Genomic DNA, 26,762 nt, shown 5'->3' on the forward strand with positions numbered 1-26,762 from the left:
GAAAGCCCATTATCCATGGCTGATCTCAGACAACGTCAAAGCATCCTGATTGCCGACGATGTGCCGGACAATATCGAATTGCTGGCCGCCATCCTGGAAGACGAATACACCATCAAGGTGGCACCCAATGGTGAGAAGGCGCTCAAGATCGCCTATTCCGACACCCCGCCGGACCTGATACTGCTGGACGTGATGATGCCCGGCCTGAGCGGGCATGAAGTGTGCCGCCGGCTGAAGTCCAACCCGGACCGTCAGCACATTCCGGTCATCTTCGTCACCGCCATGTGTTCGGTGGAGGATGAAAAACTGGGGCTGGAAATCGGTGCGGTGGATTACATCACCAAACCCATCAGCCCGCCGGTAGTCAAGGCACGGGTGCGCACCCATCTGGCCTTGTACGACCAGACGCGCGAACTGGAGCGCATGGTGGTACAGCGCACCAACGAGTTGCTTAGCTCCCGCCAGCAAATCATCCAGCGCCTGGGGCGTGCCGCCGAGTTCAAGGACAACGAAACCGGCAACCATGTCATCCGCATGGCGCATGCCACCCGGCTGATCGCCGAAGTGGCCGGCCTTGGCAGCAAGGCGCAGGAAATCCTGCAACTGGCCGCGCCCATGCACGATATCGGCAAGATCGGCATTCCGGACCATATCCTGCTCAAGCCGGGCAAACTGGATGCCGAAGAATGGGAGCTGATGAAACAGCACCCGCAAATGGGGGCCGACATCATTGGCAGCCACGATGACGAGCTGCTGCAAACCGCCGGCATCATTGCGCTGAGCCATCACGAGCGCTGGGATGGCAGTGGCTATCCCTTCGGCTTGCGTGGCGAGGCCATTCCACTGGCCGGGCGCATCGTAGCCATTGCCGATGTGTTTGATGCGCTGCTGTCGGCCCGTCCCTATAAAAAGGCCCTGCCGCTTGAAGAAGCGCTGGACTATATGTACGGCCAGTCCGGCGCGCACTTCGACCCGCAACTGATTGCCGCCTTTCGCAAGGCCTTGCCGGAAATCCTGCGGATTCGTGCCAACTATGCCGACGACGAGGGTCAGGAAAACTGAGTGTGACCGGTTTTCGTGCAGGCAGAAAAAACAAAACCCCCGGCTAGCGGGGGTTTTTCTTTGGGATTACTGCGTCCGGGTTTACAGCTTGAACTGCGATACCAGGTTGCGCAAATCACCACCACGGCGCGACAGGTCCTGAATGATGGTGAGAATGCGTTGCACGTTCTCATCACTTTCCAGTGCCTTGGTGTTGATGCGCTCTGCACTTTGCGCCATCACCGTGGTCGCCGTGCTCTGCTCCTTGGTGGAGCTGGTGATTTCCGACATGCGGCTGGCAATGTCCTGCGTGCTGGCCTTGATGCGGCCCACCTTCTCGGCCGCTTCACGCGACATCGCCACCCCGGTGGCAACACGCTCGTTGGTCTTGCTGGTATGGCCGATCGCCACTTCGGTCTGGCTCATCACGCTGTTGATCATCTGCGCGATTTCCACCGTGGCCGATGCTGTCCGCTCGGCCAGCTTGCGCACTTCATCTGCCACCACGGCAAAGCCACGACCTTGCTCACCGGCACGTGCCGCTTCAATGGCTGCATTCAGTGCCAGCAGGTTGGTCTGGTCCGCAATGTCACGAATCACCGCCACAATGCCGCGAATCTGTTCGGAATGCGAAGACAGGTCACCCATGGCACTTTGCAGGGCATCCACCGTCTGCACGATGGACTGCACTTCGCGCGCCACTTGCTCCATGGCCTGGTAGGAGTCTTCCGAGTTTTCACGGGTGGAAGCGACCAGTACTTCGGTTTCCCCGGCATTGTCGGCAATGTGGTTGATGCTGACAGTGATTTCTTCAATCGTTGCCGCCGTGGCCGACAGTTCATTGGACTGCACGCGGGAATCCGAGGCAATGCTCTCGGCGGCCTGATGCAGGGCTGCGGTATCGCGCGCCAGCGCTTCGGCATCGTTGCGCACCGACACAAACATGCCATGCAGCTTGTGGACGAAGGCATTGAAGGCCTCGGCAATCTGGCCTACTTCATCTTGCGAACGTACCGGCAAGTGCAGGGTCAGGTCGCCATCGCCGCTGGCTACGTTACGCATTGCATCGCGCAGTTCGGTCAGGCCGGACAGCATGCGGGCCACCCCGATGGTTGCCAGCAAGGCCACCACCACCACACCGCCAATCAGCACGGCGATCATCAGCTCGATCAGGTGAGTCACCGACACGGTAGCCGCCGCCACCGGCACCACCACGCCCAGCAGCCAGCCGGTCTTGCCCACCGGATACAGCGCAGTCATGCTGGCTTCGCCATTCAGGTTGATGGTTTGCAGTGTGCCGTCCTTGCTGACGCTGTTCAGATCAAAGCCGGGCATCACTTCGTTGATTTTCTTCATGCCCGAATCCTTGACCGGATGGGCAATCACCGAACCGTCACCGGTAATCAGGAAGGCAAAGCCGTCACCCGGCAACTTGGAGGACACCACTTCGTCCGCCACCCGCGCCAGGGAGACATCGCCACCGGCTACGGCCACCAGCTGGCCATCTTTGCGCAGGGCCTTGGCAAAGGTGATGATGGGCTTCTTGGTAGCGGCGTCAATGTAAGGCGCAGTGGCAATGGCTTCCTGCGAATTGCTGGCAGCCAGGTACCACGGCCGGCCTGTCGGGTCATAACCCGGAGGCACTGGCGTGGAGCCGGTGAATTGCGTCATTTTCTTGCTGGGTTCACCGACATACATGTCATCCAGCTTGCCGGCCACCTGCGACTGGTCAAGGATGGGTTTCATGTCCCCTTCGGTAAAATGCAGCAAGGCAGAGCCGACGATATTCTGACGCGTGGAAACCCACTCGGTAATGAAGCTGACCTTGTTATTGGCCGTCTGGACAATCTGGTCACTGATGGAAGAGAGCAGCGCTTCTTTCATTTTCCAGTAGGCCACACCGCAGAACAGCAGCGAAATGGCTACCAGAATCATCAGTACAAATGCAAGCATTCTGGAACGGAGAGTACGCATGGAGGATCCTGTTTTTATAATTACTTAAAACCACACATTGCTAGCTGACACGACCGCCTGAGGTGGTCACCGGCGTGCTGCAATGTTCCCGGCTTCAATCCGACACGTCAATACCAATTTCAAATGCATCCGGCATTTTCAACAGACTGATGCACAATATTGGCATTGATGAAGCAATTAACGCTTTGTTTCATGCATATCCCTCCCCGAAACATCAAATAAAATACTGACTGAATAGATTTATCACTACTCTCTCTAGTTATTGATCAGTTTCAGGCAACAATCCAGCACTACACACAAAATAGACCGAAGGCATGAAAAAAGGACGCCGCTGCGTCCTTTTCATGACAATTACCGGTCACCCCGGTATGGCCGATCAGCCGGCTACGGCTTCCTTCAGCAGCTTGATGGGGGTGAACACCACCTTGCGCTTTGCCGGGATCAGCACGGTTTCGCCGGTTTTCGGATTGCGGCCATTGCGCTCCGCCGTATTTTTCACCTTGAACTTGCCGGTACTGGCCAGCGTGACCTCACCACCGCTGACCAGCTCATCACGAATGGTCTGTTCCAGCGCATCCATGAAGCGCAGGACATCGACTTTGCTGCAGCCGGTTTTTTCGGAAAGGATGGCAATGAGTTGTTGTTTGGTCATGCAAGGCTCCTGCGCCGCAAAAGGTGAATAGTCTCAAGCTGGAAGGTTAACCAGCCAGAGCCTGCTCCAGCAAGGAAAATTTGTCATATCTGCCACAAGTGGCCGTGCCTGCCCTACCTGCTCCTGACTTTTTGTACATGGATGTTGCCTGCTTGCCCTGTCAGTTTTGATTTTGTACAATTTCATAATCAACCGTGCGGAGCTTCATCATGACAGACACCATGAACGCGGATCAGAGCCAGGCATTCTATCTGACCATGCCCGACCACTCGCTGAGCGGCGCCGGTATTGCTGCCGGGCATATCCTTACCATCGATGCGCAGCGCAGCCCGGTACAAGGCAATCTGGTGCTGGCCGCCGTGGATGGCGAATTCATGGTGCGTCGCCTGCAGCGCAACGGGCAGCGGCTGTGCCTGCTGGCTGCTCATCCGGACTACCCGCCGATAGAGGCGGATTACGGCCAGGACTTTGCCATCTGGGGTGTCATCAACCAGCCGGACTGCCACCTTACGGCATAGCAACAGGCCGTAGCCTGCGGAGCGCAACTTGCCTGTCATTCGGCAAGATACTGATTTTTGGTGACTTGTCGCCAGCACCTTCCTGTCTATAACGACAGTATGTCATCCGACACAATTCAGGACAGGGAGCGCTTCGTGAACATTTCGCAACGACTGGCACTGACACTGGGCATTGCCTTGCTGGCATTGATAGGTATCGGCGGCTTCGGCCTGTATCAGCAACAGCAGGCCAATGCCCGCTTCGAATACCTGACAGCCAATACCTTCCCCAGCATCATTGCGCTGGATGAAATGCTGGATGCACTGACCCAGATGCGCACCGGCACCTACCGCCATGTCATTGCGCAAAACGACAGTCAGAAAGAAAAAGACCAGCAGGCCATCAACACCCAGGACAAACGCTTTGACGATGCCGCCGCCCATTACGAAAAAGACCTGATCGTCAACGCCGAGGACCGCCAGTTGCTGGAGCAGGACCGCAAGCTGGTGGCCAGCTATCGCAGCGCCCGTGATGCCTTGTTACAGCTGTCACGGCAGCACAAGACCCAGGAAGCCGAGCAGGCCATCACCGGCGGCAATATGCGCGCTGCGACTGCGGCCTTGAGCAAGAACCTGCAGGAACACATGCAATTCAACTACCGGTTGGCGGGCAAGCTGGCCGATGACAACCGGCAGGCCTATCAGCAGGCCATCACCATGTCGATTGCGGTCATTGCTGCCTGCCTGCTGGGCTGTGCACTGCTGGGTGGCAGCCTGTTCCGGCACATTCGCAGCAGCCTGCTGGGCATGCGCGACGTGATGTTCAATGTGCGAGAGGCGCTGGATTTCCGCCTGCGGGTGAAAGTGATGCGCCAGGATGAAGTGGGCGAAACCGCCATGGCATTCAATGCCCTGCTGCAACAATTGCAGGACAGTTTCCAGGACATCCGCCGCAGCGTGGAATCCGTCGACCAGGCCATTGAGGGCATGGCCAGCAACACCACGCAGATTGCCCGCAGTTCCGAGTTGCAAAGCGAAGCTGCAGCCGCCATGGCAGCGGCCATCGAGGAAATGACGGTCAGCATCAACCATGTGTCCGACCGCGCGCTGGAGGCCAACCAGCAAACCAGTGCCGCAGGCGATACCGCCAGCCAGGGCGGACAGGTGATTCTGGCCACGGTAAGCGGCATCACGGCGGTTTCCGAATCCATCCGCCAGGCCGCGAACCAGGTGGCCAGTTTGCGTCAGGACAGCCAGACGGTGGCCACGGTGATGAACATCATCAAGGAAATTGCCGAACAAACCAATTTGCTGGCGCTCAATGCTGCCATCGAAGCGGCACGGGCCGGTGAAATGGGCCGGGGCTTTGCCGTGGTGGCCGATGAGGTGCGGAAGCTGGCAGAACGCACGGCCAAGTCCACCACGGAAATTTCCACGGTCATCAGCCAGATGCAACAAGGTACGCAGGATGCTGTTGGCAGCATGGAACGCGTGGTGGAACGCGCCAATCAGGAAGCCGATGCCGCACGCGGTGCAAACAGCGCCATCGAACGCATCCAGGACAATACCCAGCAGGCCAGGGAACTGGTGCATGACATTTCCCACAGCATTTCCGAACAAACCAGCACCAGCACCACCATTGCCCAGCGGGTGGAGCAGATTGCCCAGATGGCAGAGGAAAACTCGTCTGCCGCCAGCAGCTCGGCCGATGCCGCACGTGAACTGCACAAGCAGGCCAGAGCCATACTCAACACCGTGGCGCAGTATCAGGTGTAACGCCACCGGCTTTGCCCTGCAGCCATACCCGTCTACAGATGGGTATGGCGCTCCGGACGGGCGGCGGTTTCCATTTCGGCCAGACCCTGCAAGATGCCGCAGGCATCCAGCGCCTGTGTCTGCTGGCAGCGCTGGCGCAGTTCATCCAGCTGCGCTTTCAGCTGCACCAGTTCGGCAATGCGCGCATCCACATGACTGATATGCGCATCCAGCACCTGGTTCACCCCGCCACAATCGGACTGCGGGTCCGCCATCAGTGACAGCAACTGGTGGATTTCCTCATGCGTCATATCCAGCGCCCGGCAGTTACGGATAAAGCGCAGCCGTTCCAGATGGCGCTCGCCATAGCTGCGATAGTTGTTGGCCTCGCGTTGTGGCGGTGGTAACAGCCCGGTCTTTTCATAAAAGCGCACGGTTTCGCTGGTACAGTCCGCCAGTCTGGCCAATTCACCAATTTTCATTGCACTCTCCTTTAGCTGTTGACCTTGAAGTTGCTACAGGGTGTTAACTGTATGCCAATGCAACACAGGAGACCAGCATGCAAGCCAGATACAAGCGTGTACCCGCCCCGCACGACAAAGCAGCCCACAGCCATCATGGCCACGGGCAGGATGGACACAAGCATGCTGACCACCACCACGACTACTGCTGCGGCAGCACCAGCGCGCCGCTGGAAACGCTGGCCGGAGCGCGCAGTGAAGGCGAGCTGACGGTTACGCCCATCCGCATCCTGCAAATGGATTGCCCCACCGAAGAAGCGCTGATCCGCAAACAGCTGGACGCCATGAGCGAAGTTGTCGCGCTGGAATTCCGCCTGATGCAGCGCGTGCTCACAGTCACGCACCAGAAGGCAGCACTGCCTGCCATTCTGAGCGCCTTGCGTGAGCTGGGCTTCAACCCGGAAACCGCAGCCGAGGCAGGCACCCTGCCCCCGGCCGATTCCGCTGCCGCCCCTGCCCCCTGGTGGCCGCTGGCCTCGGCCGGTTTGCTGGCACTGGCCGCCGAGCTGTGTGACTGGCTGAAAGCTCCTGGCTGGCTGGCAGCCTTGCTGGCATTGGCAGCGATTGCCATCTGCGGCATCAGCACCTACCGCAAGGGCTGGATAGCACTGCGTCACCTCACCCTCAACATCAATGCCCTGATGAGCATTGCCGTTACCGGCGCGCTGCTGCTGCAGCAATGGCCGGAAGCCGCCATGGTGATGGTGCTGTTCACCCTGGCCGAGCGCATCGAGGCCAGGTCGCTGGAGCGGGCTCGCCATGCCATTGACAGCCTGCTGCAACTCACGCCGCCCAGCGCCACTGTGCAAGCTGGCGATGGCAGCTGGCAAAACATGCTGGTGGGCGACATTCCGCTGGACGCAGTAGTGCGGGTGGCACCGGGCGAACGCATTGCACTGGATGGCGTCATCATCAGCGGTCATTCCACGGTCAACCAGTCCGCCATGACCGGCGAAAGCATGCCGCTGGAAAAACAGGCTGGCGATAGCGTCTACGCCGGCACGCTGAACGAAAATGGCGCTTTCGATTACCGCGTCACCGCCGCCGCCAGCGATACCATGCTGGCGCGCATCCGCCATGCGGTGGAGCAGGCACAGGATGCCAAGGCCCCTACCCAGCGCTTTGTCGATCGCTTTGCCCGCATCTACACCCCGACCGTCTTTGCGCTGGCCACCTTGCTGGCCATCCTGCCGCCACTATTCACCGGTGGCGACTGGCTGGCATGGATCTACAAAGCGCTGGTGCTGTTGGTGATTGCCTGCCCGTGCGCGCTGGTCATCTCCACCCCGGTTACCGTGGTAAGCGGCCTGGCCGCTGCAGCCCGTCAGGGAATACTGATCAAGGGCGGCGTCTGGCTGGAACAAGGCCGCAAGCTGCGTACGCTGGCACTGGACAAGACCGGCACCATTACCCATGGCAAGCCGGAACAGACAGCCTGGCAGGCACTGGATACTGAACACGCCAGCAGCTGCCGCAGCCTGGCAGCCAGCCTTGCCAGCCGCTCCGACCATCCGGTGTCCCGCGCCTTGCTGCGCGCGGCAGAGCAAGACGGCATCGCCCTGCAGGAAGTCAGCCAGTTTGCGGCAATCACCGGCCGTGGCATTCACGGGGTGATAGCCGGACGTCAGCTGTGGCTGGGCAACCTGGCGCTGGCCGGTCAGCTTGGCCGGAATACACCCGAAGTTGAGGCTTGGGTGGCTGCCCGTGAGCAAGATGGCAATAGCGTGGTGATGCTGATGGATGAAGAGCGGGTGCTGGCCCTGTTTGCCGTGGCTGACACCATCCGCCCCGCCAGCCGGGACGCCATCGCCCAGTTGCACAAGTTGGGCATCCGTACCGTCATGCTCAGTGGGGACAACCAGCAAACTGCCAGCGCCATTGCCGCTGCTGTCGGCATTGACCAAGCCCATGGCGGGCTGCTGCCACAGGACAAGGCCGACATCATTGCCCATTTGGGCCGGGACGGACTGGTGGGCATGGTGGGAGATGGCATCAATGACGCACCGGCACTGGCACGCGCCGACATCGGCTTTGCCATGGGTGCGATGGGGTCGGATACCGCCATCGAAACCGCCGATGTGGCACTGATGGATGACGACCCCGCCCGCCTGCCCGCATTTGTGCGCCTGTCCCGCGCCACGCACACCATTCTGGTGCAAAACATCGTGCTGGCGCTGGGCATCAAGGCGGTTTTCCTGCTGCTGACCCTGCTGGGCATGGGCAGCATGTGGATGGCGGTATTCGCCGATGTCGGTGCCAGCCTGCTGGTGGTGGGCAACGGCTTGCGACTGCTGCGCAAGTAGGAGTGCAGGCACGCCGCTTGCTTGCTGCATGAGCGAAACGCCTCCAACACCCCGGAGGCGTGCCGACCACCCACACCCCGGGTGGCAGGACTTGCCCGCAGGAGCCACATCATGACACCGAGCACACCGCTTACCTTGTTGATCACCCGCCGCATCAAGCCGGCACGCCACGCCGATTTTCACGCCTGGATCCGCCAGGGCGAGAGCCTCGCCACAGCCGCGCCCGGCTATCTGGGCTCCGGCCTGCTGCAACCGCCGCCGGGTGACGACCACTGGCAAATCCTGTTTCGTTTCAGCGATCAGGCCAGTCTGGATGCCTGGGCAGCCAGCCCGGCACGTCAGGCATGGCTGGCTGCAGGGGAAGAGCTGATCCAGCACAGCAGCGTGCATTGTGCCGAAGGCCTGGAGCAATGGTTTGGCCTGAAAACACCGCCACGCTGGAAACAGGCGGTGATGATCTGGCTGGTGTTCTTTCCGGTTTCGCTCTGTTTCACCCTGCTCTTGGGCGACAAACTGGCCAGCCTGCCAGTGGTGCTGCGGGTGCTGTGCAGCACCCTGATGCTGACGCCTGTCATGGTGTTCCTGTTCATTCCGCTCAGCAGCCGCCTGCTGCACAAATGGCTGCAAAGCGATGGCAGTCGTCCGACCGGACTGTCTGCCAAGCCCTGAATCAGCAACAGCCATACCTCCTGACCAGCCAACATGCTGGTCAGGATCAAACTTTGCTGCATTTTTCCCGCCCGACAGCCGGATTGCCGTCGGCAATGGCACTTCCCTCGTTTATGATTAGCTTACTGAGTATTTTCCATGCTTATCATCAGAGAGTTCCGCCATGCCCTCACCCTGGCACAGTTCGCTGGATCCCGCTCAACTGGCAAGCAGCTTGCACGCCTGGCATGCCGACCACCCCGACCAGCGCCTGCTGGCCTTGCTGGCCGAAGCCGACCGTGAGCAACTGCCAAACCTGCAAACGGCCTGCCTGCACCAGGGCATCGAACTGGCGGGTGGGGTATTTCCCCGCCTGATCAGCGATCAGGGTTTTGTTGACCATGGCGTCATGCTGCTGCCCTGCCCTGGCGGCAGCCAAAGCGCTCTGTTGCGCATTCATACCGGGCAAGACCCGGCACAAACCGCGCAACACATGAGCGAGCGGATAACGCAAATGCTGGCTGCGTGGCCGGCAGATCAGGGCAAACCAACCTTGTTCATGATTTTCGATGGCATGCTGCCGGATATCGCGTCCATTCTGGATGCCCTGTACCTGCAACTGGCCGACCAGGTGTTCTACGGCGGGGTGAATGCCGGCAGCGCACAGTTTCAGCCCATTCCCTGCCTGTTCGACCAATACCAGAGCATGATGCACGGCGTGCTCTGCCTGTTGCTGCCCGCCACGGCCAATCCGGTTATCAACCATGGCTACCCGGCACCGGAGCACACCCTCACCGCCACAGCCACTGCCGGTAACCGCATTTTCCAGATTGACTGGCGACCGGCCTTCGACGCCTACCAGCAAATCGTCAAGCAACAGTTTGGTGCCGAACTGAATCGTGACAACTTCTACACCTTCGGCGTGCATTTCCCGCTTGGCATCATGCTGGCCAACCAGCAATTGCTGATTCGTGTCCCGGTAGCGCTGGAGGATGACGGTTCGGTATTTTGCGTGGGTGAGGTGCCGGAAAACGCCGTGCTGATGATGGTGCAAGCTCCGCCAGTGCCGGGCGATGACTGCGTACAGCAGGTGCTTGGCACCTTGCAGCAGCGTCATGGCTCGCTGCAAGGTAAAAACCTGCTGAGCTTTTACTGTGCGGGACGCAGCCAGCACTTTGGCCCGGCCGCACTGGAGGAAATCCATGGCCTGATCCGGCATAGCCAGGCCGCCAGCGTGACCGGAGCGCTGACGCTGGGTGAAATCGGCAGCCCGCATGAATGGGGCTACCCGCTGTTTCACAATGCCTGCATCACGGCCAGCGTCTGGATGGATGCATGAACAAGGATCAATTGCTTGCCGTACTGTACGACCTGTCGCTCACCATCGGGCGCGAGGTCACGGTTGATGCGCTGCTCACCAAGGTGGTGCAACGCCTGCTGTTTCACACCGGCTGCCCGGTGGGCCTGGTCATTCACCACCCGGATGGACTGGACGCCAACAGCGGCAGCCTGCTGAAAGTGATTGGCGACCATCAACTACAACAGCAAGCCAGCATTGGCATCGCCCTGCCGCCGGGGCTGCTGGGCCGCAGCATTCAGGCCGACACCGACGCGAGGCTGCTACAACGCTTTACCGGTCAGGATCGCTACCGTTACAGCCTGCGCCTGCCGCTGGATCAAACCCACACCATCATGCTGCTGGCGCCGGAAACCATGTTGCAGCAGATGCCGCTGGAGCATGTATTCCCGCCTATCCTCGCCAACCTGTCCCGCGCCATCAAGCTATGTAACGACAGCGAACAACTGGCCATCAGCCTGCAGGCAGAACGCAACCAGGTGATGGTGCAGCTGGACCGGGCGCAACGCTTCAACCAGGCCTTGCTCAATGCCATGCCGATTGCCGTGTTCTACAAGGATGCCAGCGGGCGCTATCTGGGTTGCAACCCGGCATTTTCCCGCACGGTGGGCATGCAGCCCGAGCACATCATCGGCAAGATGCCGCAAGAAGTCTGGCCGGCCGAGCTGGCCAGCATGTTCACCCAGAATGATGCCGAGCTGATTGCCAGCCGCCAGCCACAGATGTTCGAATACGTCATCCGCACCCAGCAAGGCCAGTTGATGGATGTGGTTTACGCCAAGGACCTGTTCTACGACGAGGACAACAATATTGCCGGCATCATTGGTGCCTTCATCGACATCAGCGGGCGCAAGAAGGCGGAGGAATCGCTCCGCCAGTCGCTGATCCAGGCCATCAGCGCCCTGTCATCGGCCATGGTGCACCGTGACATGAGCACGGCGGGCCACGAAGTACGTGTCAGCGACCTTGCCGTTGCCATCGGCCGCCAGCTGGGGCTGGATGAACACCAGCTGGAAGGGCTGGGCCTGGCTGCCATGGTGCATGACATCGGCCAGATTCAGATTCCATCGGAAATCCTCACCCGGCCACGCCGCCTGAATCACGAGGAATTCGAGCTGGTCAAGCTGCATGCCGAGGCCAGCCATGAAATCCTCAAGGACATCCAGTTTCCCTGGCCCATTGCCGAGATTTCCTGGCAGCACCACGAAAACATGGACGGCAGCGGTTATCCGCGCGGTTTGCGTGGTGATGAAATCCTGCTGGAAGCACGCATCATCCACGTTGCCGACAGCATGGAGGCCATGTTGTCGCATCGCCCCTTCCGTCGCCAGCTGGGTCAAGCCCAGGCGCTGGCACAGCTGCAACAATACAAGGGCAGCGTGTACGATCCTGCCGTGGTTGATGCCTGTCTGACACTATTTGACGAACATGGCTATCAACTGCCGGACCATAAAAGAAAAAGCTGAACATGGACGCCCGTAGCACAAGAATGCCATTTGCCGACTACACCCTGCAGGCTGCCATCCGGCAACTGCCGGACCGGGTGATCATCAAGGACACCCACTCCCGCTTCATCACCTGCAACCAGCGTTTTGCCGATGACCTGGGTATCCGCATCGAAGACATTGCCGGCAAGACCGATCACGATTTTTTCCCGCCGGCACTGGCAGCCAGTTATCAGGCAGACGACCAGAAGGTGATTGCCAGCGGCGTTGCCGTGGTGCTGCAAGAGCCTTACATGCTGGATGGCAAGCACTGCTGGCTGGAAACCAGTAAATCACCCATTTTCGACGACGCTGGGCTGTGCATAGGCCTGACTGTCATTTTCAAGGACATCACCCAGCAAAAGCAGGACCATGATGAAATGCAGCGCCGGGCCTGGGCGCTGCAAGCCAATAGCCGTACCAATCAGGCCCTGGTACAGGCCAGTGACGAACAGGCCTTGTTGCAGGCCGTGTGTGATGCCATCGTCGCCGACCAGCGCTACCCGCTGGCCCTGATTGCCGGCATGCAGGACCTGCAACAACAGCGTTTGCAAGTACTGGCCGCTGCCGGTACTGCCCATGCATACAGCGAACAGCTGGACATTTGCTGGACCAAGGACTCCGCCAGCAATGACGGCCCGATTGCCAGCTGCATCCGCCAGGGCAACACCATCAATATCCACGCATTGCAACAGCACCCCAGCTTCCAGCCATGGAAGGCGCTGGCCAGCCAGCACGGGCTGCACGCCATTGTCGCCATCCCGCTGGTGGCAGGACCGGACCTGATCTGCGCGCTGGCAGTCTATGGTGGCGCCGAGCAGTCATTCAGCCCGGTGGAGGTGCAGGTTTTTGAAGAACTGACACGCAATGTGCAGTTCGGCATCCAGTCGCGCCGCACCCGGGTGGCGTATCAGCAGTCCTTGCAGGAGCAGGCAGCCCATGCCCAGGTACTGGAAAATGCGCTGGAAAAGGCATTGGCTGCCATTGCCTCGGTACTGGAACAGCGCGACCCTTACACCGCTGGCCATCAGAAACACGTGGCCGAACTTGCAGTGCTGATTGGCCAGGAGTTACGTCTGGATGCACACCGGCTGCGTGGCTTGTACCTGAGCGGCGTGGTGCATGATCTGGGCAAGATTGAAGTGCCGGCCGAGATTCTCAGCAAACCCAGCCGGCTGCATCCGGTGGAATTTGCGCTGGTGAAGCGCCATCCGGAAGTGGGTTACCACATCCTGAAAAACATTGATTTCCCCTGGCCTATTGCCGACATCATTCGCCAGCACCACGAATATCTGGATGGTTCCGGCTATCCGCTCGGCCTGTCGGGCAAAAGCATACTGCTGGAGTCACGCATCCTCACCGTAGCCGACATTGTCGAATCCATGTCGTCGGACCGCCCTTACCGGGCCGCACTGGGTATTGGCCAGGCCATCGCCCAGATTCGCCTGATGCGTGGCACCCAGCTGGACCCGGATGTGGTGGATGCCTGCATCCGGGTGCTGGAGCGCGGTGACTTCACCCCGCACTTGCTGACACTGGAAGCCGGAGACTGATACTGGCAGACAGTCGCGGCTAGCGGCATCAGTCACACGGTCTGCCAGGCTGACAGCGTCAGGAACGCACATGGTCAGTGATAAGCCGCCACATCCTGCAAGTGCTGGCGTGCATTGCCAGCCCAGTTCTTGCTGCCATACAGGTTCAGGCGCGAAATGGCCTTGGTTTGCTTGAGCCGGGCAAAATCGAAGTCACGCAAATCCAGCCAGACCGGGCTGATGGACGAAGCAGACTGAAACGCATAGCGCATGTTTTTCATGTCGGCCGTGGTGGTCCAGTAGGTGCCCACACCCCGGTTTTCTGCCGGATAGCGTGAATACGGCTCGTAGGATTTTTCCACCGACAAATCCAGCGGATCTGCCATCAGGCCGATGGGCATGGCAACACTATGCATGATGGATGCCAGAAAGCCGCGTGCTTCTTCGACATTGTCCGGGCGCGGCAGCGTCTTGAGCAGCCAGTTGGCCCGCACCAGCCGGGCGTCCGCCTGCCATCCGGTGGGAATGGTTTCGGAGGTGGAGGCGGCAAACTTCTTTTCCTGCTTCAGCATGGTGTCGTAGTCAGGCGGATTGGTCAGCACGGTGAACTGCCTGCCATGATGGATGACGGTTTCACCCTTGACGATTTCGATGATGGCCGAATCGCCGCTGGCGTCCTCAATGGCAATGTGTTTGGTATCCGACGCATAGTCGATGGGCAGGCGTTTGGGCAGCAGTCGCACACTGCGGATGGCAGCAACGGCTTCGGCTACCGTGGCATGGTTATCCAGAATGAAGCTCAGCCAGTGACTGCTTTCCAGTACCGGCTTTTCCGGCTTGCCCGGCTGCGGCTGTTCGGCACCGCCGGTAAAGTACAGGGTATGCGCCACCAGGCCCTTCTCGTTCATGCCATCCATCGGGAAAACATTGTCAGCATAAACAGCCACGCTGCCATAGCGCGCCTTCCAGCGTACGGTATGGGCTGCATTTTCTTCGGTGGCACCCACGCGACTGACACCGCGTGGACTCAGCACCAGCGAAGGGCTGACCGGGCCAAAGAAATCAAGATTGCGCGCACTGAGCAGATAACCGGGCTGTGTATTCCACAGTACGCGGGTGCAGGCTTCGGCAGCTGGCAACAAGACAGTTGCAAGGGATGCGGCAAGTGCGAGAGGTGCAATACCTTTGGACATGAAAACCCCCGAGTAAAGTCGGTATCGCTCCGGAAAACTGCACGGCGATACCAGCCATTAGTCTAGGGATGCTGTTTACGGCAGCGGAATGTCATGATGTCCGGTTTGGCGTCTGGAAATTTCGCTTTGCTGGCAGGCCGATTCATCATCAACCACCAATGGCGATCAGGCCGGGATGGCGAACGCCACCCCGGACCAGCCTGCAAGCGCGCTAGGCATGCTGCATGAAGAAATCCGCCACCTTGGCGGCACTCACCTTCTGCAACTGGCACAGCTGGCGGTGGTCGAGTTGTGCTGTACCATGCTTGCGCTGCGCAGTCTCCAGCAGGTATTGCAGCAGCTGTGCCGCCATGCGGGCATCTGCCAGTGCACGGTGAGCGCGTCCGGCATCCGGCAGCCCCGCCCAGCGGGTGAGCGTGCCCAGTTTGTGATCTGGTGCCTGCGGCAACAAGCGCCGCGCCAGCAGCAAGGTGCAGGCGAAGTCCTGTCGCCGCTGCCGGCCGAGCAAGCCCAGCTCGTGATCCCAGAACTTGCGGTCGAATGCCGCATTGTGCGCGACAAGCGGCAGGTCGCCGACAAAATCAGCCACTTCGCGCATGACGGTAGCCACCGGCGGAGCGCTGCGCAGCATGGCATTGCTGATGCCGGTAAGCTGTTCGATTTGCGCCGGAATCCGCACGCCGGCATTCATCAGACTCTGGTAGTGATCCACCTCACGACCGTCCTGCCACAGCACCACGGCAATTTCAGTGGCACGACTGCCAACGGCTGGCGACAAGCCGCTGGTTTCAAAGTCGAGCACCGCATAACAAGGTGATGTGCTGCTCAATTCAATGCCGCCTTGGCTGCCTCTTCCGGGCTCAGGCCGTCAAAAAACATATCGGTAAACCACTCGGCGTTTTCTTCGATTTGTTGCTGCGCCTCATCCGGCTTGGCACCGGCGGCAACAAACAGGGCTTCCACTTCGGCACACCATTGCAACAGGGCGATGGTATCCGGATCGAGCTCGTCTTCCTTGCGCTTGGACATGGGTTTCTTTCCGCTAAATGTTGAACTGGCGGCATTGTACACGGCAATTGCCGGATACAAGGCAGCGGTGCATGGATATTGCTAGAATCAGCAGCTGAACATGAACCGGGAAAAACCGATGTCCAAGCTTGTTGCTGTTGATCTGGCTAAAAGCTATCGCCTGCTGAACCACGGCCCGACCGTGCTGGTTTCCTCAGCCCACGCGGGCGAACAAAACGTGATGGCCGCCGCCTGGGCCATGCCGCTGGACTTTGACCCGCCCAAGGTGCTGGTGGTGGTGGACAAGGCCACCCACACCCGTGAACTGATGGAAGCTTCCGGCGAATTTGTGCTGAACATTCCCTGCCGCGCCCAGGCTGAACAGGTATTGACCGCAGGCAGTTGCAGCGGGAAGGAGGTGGACAAGTTTGCCGTCAGCGGCATCATCGCCCTGCCCGGCGAAACCGTTGCGGCACCGCATGTGGACGGCTGCATCGCGTATCTGGAATGCCGCATCATCAGCGAGCCGCACAACCAGCAGCGCTACGACCTGTTCATTGGCGAAGTACTGGCCGCCAGGGCAGACCCGGATGTCTGGCACGACGGCCATTGGAACTTTGATGGTCATGATGCCAAACGCAGCCTGCACTACATTGCCGGTGGCAATTTCTTCAGCATCGGCGAGCAGTTTGCCGTTGCCGCCAGACAGGCTGAGTAAAAAAGCCGCCCGCAGGCGGCCCGGTCGGTCTTAGCGAACAGCGCTGACGAATTCGTCAAACGCCGTCACCAGTCGTGCCACATCCTCTACCGTGGTTTGCGGGCAAACCAGCAGCATATTGTGGAAAGGCGTGATCAACAGCCCGCGGTTGAGCAGGAACAGGTGGATGATGTGCTCCATGTCGCTGTCCAGAATCGCATCTGCCTCGCTACCATTGCGCGGCGGGGTGGCGGTGAACTGGAACTCGGTGCGGGCACCCACCTGTGTCACACACCATGGCAGCGCATGACGGGCAATCACCGCACGCAAGCCGGCGGCCAATTGCTCGGCCAGCGCAAACATGTGGGCATAGGCTTGTTCGGTCATTACCTCGGCCAGATTGGCACGCATCGCCGCCATGGCCAGCATGTTGGCGGTCAGCGTGGTGCCGATGCCGCTGTGGCCCGGTACCGCTTCGCGCTTCGCCTGCTGGGCGCGTTTGGCCATTTCCTCGGAAAAACCGTACACCGCACACGGCACGCCACCGCCCATGGGCTTGCCCAGCACCATCATGTCCGGCTTCAGGCCGTGAGCGCGGGTATAACCGCCCATGCCGGTGCTGATGGTATGGGTTTCATCCATGATCAGCAGCGTGCCATAGCGGCGGCATAGCGCCTGTGCCGCTTCCCAGAAGCCAGGCTCCGGCAGCACCATACCGATATTGGTCATCGCTGGTTCGGCCAGCAGGCAGGCTACCTGACCATCCTTCAGTGCGTTTTCCAGCGCGGCCAGATCGTTGAACTCCACCACGCGGGTGTATTGGGTCAGGTCGTACACCTGGCCCAGCAGGCTGGCACGCTGCACCGGCTTGCCATCCACCAGATCGACAAACACATCGTCAATGGTGCCGTGATAGCAGCCATTGAACACCAGCAACTGCTGACGACCGGTAGCGGCCCGCGCCCAGCGCAGGGCGAAACGGTTGGCATCGGTGGCGGTCATGGCAAACTGCCAGAATGGCAGGCCAAAACGTCGCGCCAGCTCCGTCGCCACCCAGACGGCATCCTCCGACGGCAGCATGGTGGTCAGCCCGCGCGCAGCCTGCTCGGCCAGCGCCCTGGCCACCGGGGCCGGGCCGTGGCCGAACATGGCACCGGTGTCGCCCAGGCAGAAATCGACATAGCGATTGCCATCCACATCTTCAAAACTGGCACCCTGCGCCTGCTTCACGTACAGGGTGAAGGGGGTGGACCAGTCATCCATCCAGTGCAGCGGCACACCAAACAGCAAATGCTGATCTGCCTGCGCCGACAGCCGCTGCGATTGCGGGCGCGCCGCGATAAAGCGCTCGCGCTCGGCAGCGTGCAGTTGCAAGGCCCTGTCCCAGTTGATGCCATGTCGTGTTGTTGTCATTGCTTTCTCCTTGATCTTGTTCTGTGCGGACAGCAGCCCGCCATCATGTCATACGTGCAGTTGCAGGTGTTCGCGTTCCCAGGCGGTGATGCCACGATTGAAGGTTTCGAATTCTTTTTCCTTCACCGCGCAAAAAGCCTGCACAAACTGTTCGCCCAGAATGTCGGCAAGCTCCGGACAGTCCTGCATCAGCGCCACGGCATCTTCCAGGCTGCGCGGCAGCTCGAAATCCAGGTCGTAGGCGCTGTCGCTCATCGGCTCACTGGGAATCAGGCCCTGCACCATGCCGAGGTAACCGCAGGCCAGCGTGGCCGCCATGGCCAGATAGGGGTTCACATCCACGCCCGGCACCCGGTTTTCCAGCCGCCGCGCACTGGGGCCAGATGGCGGAATGCGGATGCCGCAAGTCCGGTTGTCATAACCCCAGCGCACATTGATGGGTGCGGCGGCATGGCGGCTGAGCCGACGATAGGAATTGACGTAGGGCGCCAGCATGGGCATCACCATGGGCAGGTACTTCTGCATGCCGGCAATATGATGGAAGAACAAGGGGGTGGCGCTGCCATCCGCTGCGGAAAAGATGTTCTGCCCGTCTGCAGTACTGACAATGCTTTGATGGATATGCATGGCACTGCCGGGTTCATCTTCCATCGGCTTGGCCATGAAGGTGGCAAAGATATTGTGACGGTAAGCGGTTTCACGCACTGCACGCTTGAACAGGAAAACCTGGTCGGCCAGTTCCAGCGCATTGCCATGGGTGAAATTGATTTCCATCTGGCAGGCACCCACTTCATGAATCAGCGTTTCCACATTGAGCTGGGCTTGCTGGCAGAAAGTGGACAGCTCCTGGAAGAAAGGGTCGAAGTCGTTGACGGCATCGATGGAGAAGGATTGGCGCCCTACTTCGGAGCGTCCGGCACGGCCGGTGGGGGGGCGCAAAGGCTCGTGCGGGTTATTGTTCTGCCGGATCAGGTAAAACTCCATTTCCGGAGCCACCACCGGCTGCCAGCCGCGATCGGCATACAATTGCAACACCTTGCGCAATACGGCACGCGGTGAAATTCCCACCGGCTTGCCGTCGAAGTCTTCACAATCGTGAATCACCACCGCCACCGGCTCCATGGCCCAGGGCACCAGCCGGATGGAGGCGGCATCCGGCACGCACACCATGTCCGGGTCATTGGCACCGACAAAACGTTCGAATTCGGCAAACTCGCCATTCACGGTGATGGTGAGTACTGCCTTGGACATCTTCATGCTCTCTTCGGCCAGGAACAAATCCTTGGGGACAATCTTGCCACGCGCCACCCCGGTCATGTCCGGAATGACGCATTCCACTTCATGGATGTTGTGCGTTCGGATGAAGCTGTGTAAATGCTCATGCATGTTTTATCCTTTATGATCAAATCTGCAAAAAGCCCTTTTCCCAACACCGCACCAACCCATGTGAATTCAAATGCAAATACCGGAATAAAAGCTGGAATTGATCATAGTAAGACAAAACGCACATGTCAATTTATGATCAAATAAAACTTGAAAAGTGAAGCATCACAGCACCATGATTGCTATGGTATCCTTTGTGACAAATTCCAATACCAACGACTCGCCGACAATGAAGACTACCGCCTCCTCTACACTACAGGACGAAACCTACACCACCTTGCGCCAGTGGCTGTCACTGGGTCGCTGGCTGCCCGGCGAACGGCTGAAGATCAAGCAACTGGCACAAGACATGCAGGTTGGCGAAATGCCGGTGCGCACTGCACTGCAACGCCTGGTGGCAGAGAAGGCGCTGGCCAACATTCCCAACTGCGGCGTCACCGTGCCGCAATTGAGCCGCACCCAGTTTGACGACATCCTGCAAACCCGCATGTTGCTGGAAGGCGAAGCAGCTGAAAAAGGTGCACGCAACCTGAGCAGTGCCGACCTCAAGCTGCTGGAAGAACTGACCGCCACCATGGACGAGGCCATCCGCAATCACGATGTCAAAGGCTATCTGACGGCAAACGAAGACTTCCACGTCACGCTGTACCGCGCCTCCGGCTCTGCCATGCTGCTGTCCCTGATTGAAAGCGTATGGCTGCACGTTGGCCCCATTTCCAATCAGCTGCATCAGGACCCGCACGTGTGGAGCATCATGAACGACTGCCATGAGGACATGATGCGCGCCCTGCACCGCAAGGACCCGTCCGCCGTGCGTCGCGCCATCGAACGCGACCTGTTCAATGCCGGGCAGTACCTGAAAACACTGTGCAACTGAGATACACACGGGTAGCATGAAAAAACCGGGTCAAAGCCCGGTTTTTTATTTGCCAACAGCAGCAAGACCTCACTGCACCCCATACCAGGCCATGAATATCTCCACACCTCTGGCCACACGCTGTTGCAACAGCTTCAGGTCGTCCTCGCTCACCACGCCAACCAGGAATGTCTCCTGATATTCCGCCTGTATCAGCGACAACAAATGCATGGCAGCAATCCAGCCATCTGCGCGGCGCAGGCGGCCGGCCTGCATTTCCTCTTCCAGATAAGCCGCCACCTTGTTCCAGCCCTGGCGCGGGCCTGCCTCATAAAACTGCTGGGCGGCACCGGCACGCACCAGTTCACCCGCAATGATGCCGCGCATGGCCATCAGGTCCGGGCCCAGAATCACCTGCAGGTAGTTTTCCCCGAATGCCTGCAAAGCCGCCGCAATATCCCCGCCCGGGACCAGCCGTGCATAGGCATGTGACATGCGCTCTTCGGCCAGCATTTTCATCACACTGAGGAACAGCTCCTCCTTGGACTTGAAATAACCGTACAAAGTGGCTTTGGAACCCCCTACCCGGCTGCAGATTTCTGCCATGGAAGTCGCCTCATAACCACGCTGCAGGAACAACTCTGCTGCCGTTGCCACCATTGCCTGACGGCGCTCTTCACTTTTTGTTCGCATTTTTGCTCCAAACTGTACCGAACTGTACGGTTTTACTTGACGACGCCAACGCCGCACATTATAACTGTACCGTACAGTACAGTTAAAGGCCCTGTCAAAAAAATGGATACCCAATCAAGCATGCACCCACGGCGCACCCTGCTACAACTGACCATGCTAGGCAGCCTGCTGCTGGCCGGTTGTGCCAGCGTGCCGGACCTGGGCCCCGCGCCCCGTAACAAGACCATGCAGGACATGGCCAGTCAGCAAACCCTGCAAGCCAGCACGGCTGACTGGATGAACAGCAACTGGTGGCAAAGCTATCAGGACGGCCAGCTCGACGACATCATGCAAGAAGCCTTGAGCCAGTCGCCGGACCTGGCAGCCGCCCAGGCTCGTCTGGCCAAAGCTGCCGGTCAGGCGGAACAGACTGGCGCCAGCAATCTGCCCAGCCTCGACCTGAATACCTCTGTCACCAAGATGAAGCAAAGCTATAACAACGGCTTTCCCGCTGCCTTTGTTCCGCATGGTTACAACAACTCTGCCAAGGTCGAACTGGATTTCAGCTATGAAATCGACTTCTGGGGCAAGAACCGCTCCGCCATTGCTGCCGCCAGCTCGGAACTGGCCGCAGCCCAGGCCGAGGCAGCACAAAGCCGCCTGACACTGACCAGCGCGATTGCCGCAGCCTATGCCGAACTGGCCCGCCTGTATGCCGAGCAGGATGCCGCCGAACAGGCTCTGAGCGTGCGCCAGCATAGCGCCCAGCTGCTGCAGCAGCGCTTTGACAATGGTCTGGAAACCATGGGCAGCCTGCGTCAGGCCCAGTCCCGCGAAGCCACCGCCAATGCCGACCTCAGCGCCGCACGCCAGGCCATCGCCCAGCAAAAACTGAGCATTGCCGCCCTGATGGGTGCCGGGCCGGATCGCGGCATGAGCCTGCGTCGCCCGGCTGCCAGCCTGCTGCATCCGCAAGGCTTGCCTGCCACCTTGCAGGCGGACTTGCTGGGTCGCCGTCCGGACCTGGCCGCCGCCAGACTGCGCGCAGAAGCCGCCGCCAGCCGTATCAACGTTGCCCGCGCTGCGTTTTACCCCAACGTGAATCTGTCTGCCTATCTGGGCGTGCAGTCGCTGGGGCTGAGCTATCTGACCAAGAACGGTTCCGACATCGGCGGGGTCGGCCCGGCCATTTCGCTGCCGATTTTCCGTGGTGGTGCCCTGCAAGGCAACTACCGCGTGGCCCGCGCCGAGTACGACGCCGCCGTGGCCAGCTACAACCAGACCCTCACCCAGGCCCTGCATGAGGTGGCTGATGTCATGGCCCAGCAACAGGAACTGGGCCCGCAGCTGGAGCAGCGCCGCCTGGCCCTGAAAACTGCCGAAGAGTCCTACCAGGTGATGCAGAACCGCTATCAGGGTGGTCTGGCCAGCTATCTGGACGTACTGAATGCCGAAGACAACGTGATTGCCAGTCGTCGCAGCAGCACCAGCCTGGAAACCCGGCTGTTCCTGCTGGACGTCAACCTGATCAAAGCCCTGGGTGGCGGTTATCAAGCCTGAGCCCCAACCGAATACAACAATTGCAGAGAACCATCATGAGCGAAAATATCCAAGCCCTCCCCGCCTCCGATGCCCCGCACAGCGACAGCCTGCGTCTGGCCAAGCGCAAGAAGCTGTTTGCCCTGCTTGGCGCAGTCGTCGGCGTTGCCGCCATTGGTGCCGGCACTTACTGGACCCTGGTGGCCTCCCACCATGTCAGCACTGACAATGCCTATGTGGCCGTTGAAATGGCGCAAATCACCCCGGAAGTCAGCGGCACCGTGCGCGAAGTACTGGCCGTGGACACCCAGCAGGTAAAGCGTGGAGACATTCTGGTAAAACTGGACGACAAGGATGCCACCCTCAATCTGGCACAGGCTGAAGCCGAACTGGCGCGCGCCGAGCGTCGCGTGCAGGGTTATCTGGCCAGTGACGAAGGTTTGCAAGCCCAGGTACAGGCCCGTATTGCTGACCAGGCACGCAGCAATGCCCAGCTGGTTTCTGCCCGCGCCGACCTGCAGCGCGCCGAGCTGGACCTCAAGCGCCGTCAGGCGCTGGCCAAGAGCGGTTCGGTGTCCGGTGAAGAACTGAGCAATGCACAGAACGTATTCAGCACCGCCAGCGCCAACCTGACCGCCGCCGAAGCCGCCGCCAAACAGGCCGAAGCCAATGCCCGCGCCGCGCAAGGCTCGCTCAAGGCCAACCAGACCCTCACTGTCAACACTACGGTGGACACCAACCCGGAAGTGGCCCTGGCCCGCGCCAAGCGTGACCAGGCCCGTCTGGACCTGGCCCGCACCATCATCCGCGCGCCGGTGGACGGCGTGGTGGCCAAGCGTCAGGCACAGGTCGGCCAGCGCGTGCAGGCCGGCAGCCAGCTGCTGTCGGTGGTGCCACTGCAGCAGGCACACGTGGATGCCAACTTCAAGGAAGTGCAGCTGGACAAGGTACGCATCGGCCAACCCGCCACCCTGACCGCTGACCTCTACGGCAGCCGCATCACCTACCACGGCAAGGTGGCCGGCCTGGCTGGCGGCTCTGGCGCAGCCTTTGCCACCATTCCGGCGCAAAACGCCACCGGCAACTGGATCAAGGTGGTGCAGCGCCTGCCGGTACGCATTGCACTGGACCCGGCCGAACTGCGCGCCCATCCGCTGCAGGTAGGCCTGTCGATGGAAGTCACCATCGATACCGCCAGCGAGTAAGCCATCATGACTGACAGCTCCGTTACTGCTTCACCCAAGCCACTGGAAGGCGGCACCCTGTGGCTGGCCGCCCTGGTGCTGGCCGCCGCCAACTTTGTCGCCGTGCTGGACACCACCATTGCCAATGTGTCGGTGCCCAATATCGCCGGCGGCCTGGCGGTATCTTCCAGTCAGGGGACTTACGTCATTACGTCTTATGCCGTGGCCGAGGCCATTACCGTGCCACTCACCGGCTGGCTGGCTGCGCGGCTGGGCACGGTGCGGCTGTTCATCGGCTCCATGGTGCTGTTCGGCCTGTTTTCCTTGCTGTGCGGCATGGCCGGCTCGCTGGAAACACTGGTGCTGTTCCGCGTGCTGCAAGGCCTGGCCGGCGGCCCGCTGATGCCGATGTCGCAAACCCTGCTGCTGCGGATTTTCCCCAAGGAAAAAACCGGCGCGGCCATTGGCTTGTGGAGCATGACCACGCTGATCGCCCCCATCATGGGGCCGATTCTGGGCGGCGTATTGTGTGACCAGGTGAGCTGGCCGTGGATTTTCTGGATCAACGTCCCCATCACCATGCTGTGTGGCTATGCCGGCTGGCAATTGCTGAAAAGCCAGGAAAGCCTGCGCGAGAACATCCGTGTGGATGCCGTTGGCCTTGGCCTGCTGGTGGTGTGGGTGGCGGCACTGCAAATCATGCTGGATGAAGGCAAGAACCTGGACTGGTTCAATTCCGCCGAGATCGTGGCCTTGGCGGTGACCGCTGCCATCGGCTTTGCCGCCTTCCTGATCTGGGAGCTGACCGAGAAAAACCCGGTGGTGAACCTGCGGGTTTTCCGGCACCGTGGCTACTGGGCCAGTGTGCTCACCATCTCGCTGGCTTTCGGCTCTTTCTTTGGCGCAACGGTGCTGACCCCGCAATGGCTGCAAAGCTATATGGGCTACACCGCCACCGAAGCAGGCCATGCCACGGCGATGAGCGGCATTCTGGCGGTGCTGGTGGCTCCGCTGGTGGCGCAGCTGTCCACCCGGGTAGACCCCCGCCCGCTGGTATTCATGGGAGTGATGTGGCTGGGCGGCGTTACCCTGTACCGCAGCTTTTCCACCACTGACATGGGCTTTTGGCAAGTTGCCCTGCCTCTGCTGTTCCAGGGCGTGGGCATGCCTTTCTTCTTTGTGCCGCTCACGGGCCTCGCCATGGCCAGCGTGGAGCCGGAGGAAATGGCCTCGGCCGCAGGACTGATGAGCTTCATGCGGACATTATCCGGTGCCTTTGCCACTTCGCTGGTGACTACCGCCTGGGAAGACAAGGCCAGCTACAACCATGCCGACCTGGTAGGCAGCATCGACCCCGGTGGCGACACCCTGCGCATCCTGCAGGGTAGCGGCATGAGCCTGGATGCAGCCAGCAACCAGCTCAACCAGCTGTTGCAGTCGCAAAGCATCATGCTGTCCACCAACCAGATTTTCTGGCTGACCGGCCTGTCGTTCGTGGTGGCCGCCTGCGCCATCTGGCTGGCACCCCGCCCCACCCGTGTGGCGGATACCAGTCAGGCGCACTGATCAGTTCTACACGCAGCAAAAAGCCCGGTGCATGCACCGGGCTTTGTCATTCCATATTTTGCCAAGAGTGGATCACCACATGGCTGCTGCAAGGTCGCCCTTACTGTGCGCTGGCCTCACCACCCAGCGCCTGATACAGCGTTACCTGATTCACCAGCCGGTTATAACGGTTTTCCAGCAGGCTTACCTCGGCGGTACGGCGAGTTTCTTGCGCATCCAGCCAGTCCTTCAGCGGAGCCGCACCCGCCTGATAACGCAGCTGGTACAGCTTTTCCGCCCGCGCGGCCAGCACAGCAGCCTGGGTCAGCCGTTCGCCCTGCTGCCGGTACTGCTGGCGGGCGGACAAGGCATTGTCCACGTCAGCCAATGCCGAATACAAAGTCTGGCGGAAGTTCACCACCGCCAGCTGGTAGTCAGCCTCGCTGATGCTGTTGTTCAGCTTCATCTGCCGCCATTGCAAAAATGGCAAGGTAACGCCTGCACCCAGCGTGGACAGCGGGTTGCTCAGCACCTGCGCCAAGCGGGTACTGCTGCTGCCCAGACTGCCGGTCAGGGAAAAATCGGGATAGTACGAGGCACGGGTAGCGTCGCCTGTTGCCAGTGTTTCGCGCAGGCGCAATTCGGCAGCCCGCAGGTCGGGACGGCGCGCCAGCAGCGCCACCGGCAAACCGGCAGGCACGTCTGGCAGATCCGCCATTGGCAGGCTGGCGCGCAAGGCGATGTCACCCTTGGGTGGGCCATCCAGCAATATTGCCAGGGCGTTTTGCGTCTCGGCCAGTTGCTGCTGGTAGTCGTGCAGGCTGGCTTGCTGGCTGGCCAGACTTTGCCGCACGGTCAGCACATCCAGCTCGGCTGCGGCACCGGCCTGCTGCTTGGCCAGCACCAGTCGCAATGCTTGCTGCTGGTAGTCGATGCTGGCCTGCCCCAGTGCCAGCCGCTGACGTAGCCAGGCCTGTTTCCAGTACAGCTTGATGGTGCTGCCAATCAGGCTCAGGCGGCTGCTGGCCATGTCCTGCACCGTGGCACGCGCCTCCCAGGCCTTGGCATCGCTCTGGTGTGCCAGCTTGCCCCACAAGTCCAGTTCATAGCTGACCGACAAGCTGGCCGAATGGCTCTGGCTGCTGACGGCATCGCCACCTAGGCGCCGGCTGGCCGTGCTGGACAGGCTGAAGGATGGCGTGGGTGCCAGCTCGGTATCTGCCAGGTCTGCCTGCAGCATGGCCTGACGCACCTTGATGGCGGCAGCGGCCAGGTCGTTATTGCGTGCCAGCACCTGTTTGATCAGCGCGTCCAGCTCGGCATCGCCAAACTGTTGCCACCACTCTCCTGCTGTCGCAGGACTGGTCGTTCCTTGCGTGCTGGTTTGCCATTGTGCGGGCAGCGCAAGCGCCGGTGTCTGATACGGCGTAGCGGTGATGCTGGCACAGCCGGCAAGCAGCAGGCAGGCCAGCAAGATGGGGTTTGATGCTTTCATTCTGTCATTCTGT

Annotated in this window: 23 protein-coding genes; 13 read left to right on the forward strand and 10 right to left on the reverse strand. The window is 60.3% G+C overall.

The window, feature by feature from the left end:
• The first annotated feature begins 15 nt into the window (after window positions 1-15).
• Window positions 16-1,062: a two-component system response regulator gene (locus DKK66_RS17425; RefSeq protein ID WP_131360110.1), complete on the forward strand. Its 1,047-nt coding sequence runs from the start codon at window positions 16-18 to the stop codon at window positions 1,060-1,062.
• 81 nt (window positions 1,063-1,143) lie between these two features.
• Here the strand turns inward: DKK66_RS17425 and DKK66_RS17430 are convergent, their stop codons facing one another.
• Entirely contained in the window at window positions 1,144-3,015 is a 1,872-nt protein-coding gene (locus DKK66_RS17430) for a methyl-accepting chemotaxis protein (protein WP_131360112.1), read from the reverse strand.
• Between the two features lie 376 nt (window positions 3,016-3,391).
• A complete protein-coding gene (locus DKK66_RS17435) occupies window positions 3,392-3,667 on the reverse strand; it encodes an HU family DNA-binding protein (protein ID WP_045844798.1) in 276 nt (91 codons plus the stop codon).
• A 209-nt stretch (window positions 3,668-3,876) separates the two neighbouring features.
• Here DKK66_RS17435 and DKK66_RS17440 point away from each other — a divergent pair, with 209 nt between their 5' ends.
• Window positions 3,877-4,185, forward strand: a complete 309-nt coding sequence (locus DKK66_RS17440; protein WP_131360114.1) for a LexA family transcriptional regulator — start codon at window positions 3,877-3,879, stop codon at window positions 4,183-4,185.
• Between the two features lie 135 nt (window positions 4,186-4,320).
• Window positions 4,321-5,940, forward strand: a complete 1,620-nt coding sequence (locus DKK66_RS17445; RefSeq protein WP_165494217.1) for a methyl-accepting chemotaxis protein — start codon at window positions 4,321-4,323, stop codon at window positions 5,938-5,940.
• 32 nt (window positions 5,941-5,972) lie between these two features.
• Here DKK66_RS17445 and cadR read toward each other — a convergent pair whose 3' ends face one another.
• Window positions 5,973-6,401: a Cd(II)/Pb(II)-responsive transcriptional regulator gene (gene cadR / locus DKK66_RS17450; protein ID WP_062787683.1), complete on the reverse strand. Its 429-nt coding sequence runs from the start codon at window positions 6,399-6,401 to the stop codon at window positions 5,973-5,975.
• Between the two features lie 77 nt (window positions 6,402-6,478).
• Between cadR and DKK66_RS17455 the strand changes: the two genes are divergently transcribed.
• The 5 genes from DKK66_RS17455 (at window position 6,479) to DKK66_RS17475 (ending at window position 13,785) form a co-directional block, all read left to right on the forward strand.
• A complete protein-coding gene (locus DKK66_RS17455) occupies window positions 6,479-8,743 on the forward strand; it encodes a heavy metal translocating P-type ATPase (RefSeq protein WP_131360118.1) in 2,265 nt (754 codons plus the stop codon).
• 111 nt (window positions 8,744-8,854) lie between these two features.
• On the forward strand, window positions 8,855-9,412 hold the full coding sequence (locus tag DKK66_RS17460) for an antibiotic biosynthesis monooxygenase (protein ID WP_131360120.1): 558 nt from the start codon (window positions 8,855-8,857) through the stop codon (window positions 9,410-9,412).
• A gap of 163 nt (window positions 9,413-9,575) precedes the next feature.
• Complete coding sequence (locus tag DKK66_RS17465; protein WP_131360122.1) at window positions 9,576-10,730, forward strand: FIST signal transduction protein; 1,155 nt, start codon at window positions 9,576-9,578, stop codon at window positions 10,728-10,730.
• Window positions 10,727-12,214: an HD domain-containing phosphohydrolase gene (locus DKK66_RS17470; RefSeq protein WP_131360124.1), complete on the forward strand. Its 1,488-nt coding sequence runs from the start codon at window positions 10,727-10,729 to the stop codon at window positions 12,212-12,214. The genes DKK66_RS17465 and DKK66_RS17470 overlap by 4 nt, the downstream gene beginning before the upstream one ends.
• A 2-nt stretch (window positions 12,215-12,216) precedes the next feature.
• Window positions 12,217-13,785, forward strand: coding sequence for an HD domain-containing phosphohydrolase (locus DKK66_RS17475; protein WP_045844804.1), 1,569 nt, complete (start codon window positions 12,217-12,219; stop codon window positions 13,783-13,785).
• A 74-nt stretch (window positions 13,786-13,859) separates the two neighbouring features.
• Here the strand turns inward: DKK66_RS17475 and DKK66_RS17480 are convergent, their stop codons facing one another.
• From DKK66_RS17480 to DKK66_RS17490, 3 genes are all read right to left on the reverse strand, one after another.
• Entirely contained in the window at window positions 13,860-14,957 is a 1,098-nt protein-coding gene (locus tag DKK66_RS17480) for a linear amide C-N hydrolase (RefSeq protein WP_131360126.1), read from the reverse strand.
• A 211-nt stretch (window positions 14,958-15,168) separates the two neighbouring features.
• Window positions 15,169-15,786, reverse strand: a complete 618-nt coding sequence (locus tag DKK66_RS17485) for a PolC-type DNA polymerase III (protein WP_045844806.1) — start codon at window positions 15,784-15,786, stop codon at window positions 15,169-15,171.
• Complete coding sequence (locus tag DKK66_RS17490) at window positions 15,783-15,986, reverse strand: hypothetical protein (RefSeq protein WP_045844807.1); 204 nt, start codon at window positions 15,984-15,986, stop codon at window positions 15,783-15,785. The genes DKK66_RS17485 and DKK66_RS17490 overlap by 4 nt, the downstream gene beginning before the upstream one ends.
• A 118-nt stretch (window positions 15,987-16,104) precedes the next feature.
• Between DKK66_RS17490 and DKK66_RS17495 the strand changes: the two genes are divergently transcribed.
• Window positions 16,105-16,683 (forward strand): flavin reductase family protein, encoded by a 579-nt coding sequence (locus DKK66_RS17495; RefSeq protein WP_131360128.1) that lies wholly within the window; start codon window positions 16,105-16,107, stop codon window positions 16,681-16,683.
• A gap of 30 nt (window positions 16,684-16,713) precedes the next feature.
• Here the strand turns inward: DKK66_RS17495 and DKK66_RS17500 are convergent, their stop codons facing one another.
• Window positions 16,714-18,075, reverse strand: coding sequence for an aspartate aminotransferase family protein (locus DKK66_RS17500; RefSeq protein ID WP_131360130.1), 1,362 nt, complete (start codon window positions 18,073-18,075; stop codon window positions 16,714-16,716).
• A 48-nt stretch (window positions 18,076-18,123) separates the two neighbouring features.
• Window positions 18,124-19,461, reverse strand: a complete 1,338-nt coding sequence (locus tag DKK66_RS17505; protein WP_045844810.1) for a glutamine synthetase family protein — start codon at window positions 19,459-19,461, stop codon at window positions 18,124-18,126.
• A 226-nt stretch (window positions 19,462-19,687) separates the two neighbouring features.
• Here DKK66_RS17505 and DKK66_RS17510 point away from each other — a divergent pair, with 226 nt between their 5' ends.
• Window positions 19,688-20,335, forward strand: a complete 648-nt coding sequence (locus tag DKK66_RS17510; RefSeq protein WP_045844885.1) for a GntR family transcriptional regulator — start codon at window positions 19,688-19,690, stop codon at window positions 20,333-20,335.
• A gap of 69 nt (window positions 20,336-20,404) precedes the next feature.
• Here the strand turns inward: DKK66_RS17510 and DKK66_RS17515 are convergent, their stop codons facing one another.
• Window positions 20,405-21,007 carry a TetR/AcrR family transcriptional regulator gene (locus tag DKK66_RS17515; protein WP_045844811.1) on the reverse strand — a complete coding sequence of 201 codons (603 nt, stop codon included), beginning with the start codon at window positions 21,005-21,007 and terminating at the stop codon, window positions 20,405-20,407.
• A 120-nt stretch (window positions 21,008-21,127) separates the two neighbouring features.
• On the opposite strand from DKK66_RS17515, the gene DKK66_RS17520 reads away from it, so the two are divergent.
• Genes DKK66_RS17520 through DKK66_RS17530 form a run of 3 tightly spaced genes read left to right on the forward strand, consistent with a single transcriptional unit; the run spans window position 21,128 to window position 25,275 of the window.
• Window positions 21,128-22,546, forward strand: coding sequence for an efflux transporter outer membrane subunit (locus DKK66_RS17520; RefSeq protein WP_207389804.1), 1,419 nt, complete (start codon window positions 21,128-21,130; stop codon window positions 22,544-22,546).
• A 35-nt stretch (window positions 22,547-22,581) separates the two neighbouring features.
• Complete coding sequence (locus tag DKK66_RS17525) at window positions 22,582-23,730, forward strand: HlyD family efflux transporter periplasmic adaptor subunit (RefSeq protein ID WP_045844813.1); 1,149 nt, start codon at window positions 22,582-22,584, stop codon at window positions 23,728-23,730.
• 6 nt (window positions 23,731-23,736) lie between these two features.
• Window positions 23,737-25,275: a DHA2 family efflux MFS transporter permease subunit gene (locus DKK66_RS17530; protein WP_131360134.1), complete on the forward strand. Its 1,539-nt coding sequence runs from the start codon at window positions 23,737-23,739 to the stop codon at window positions 25,273-25,275.
• Window positions 25,276-25,375: 100 nt separating this feature from the next.
• Here the strand turns inward: DKK66_RS17530 and DKK66_RS17535 are convergent, their stop codons facing one another.
• Window positions 25,376-26,749 (reverse strand): efflux transporter outer membrane subunit, encoded by a 1,374-nt coding sequence (locus DKK66_RS17535; protein WP_131360136.1) that lies wholly within the window; start codon window positions 26,747-26,749, stop codon window positions 25,376-25,378.
• Window positions 26,750-26,762 lie beyond the last annotated feature (13 nt).

It is taken from the genome of Aquitalea sp. USM4 (assembly GCF_004328945.1).
In the GTDB taxonomy this organism is placed as follows: Bacteria; Pseudomonadota; Gammaproteobacteria; order Burkholderiales; family Chromobacteriaceae; genus Aquitalea; species Aquitalea pelogenes.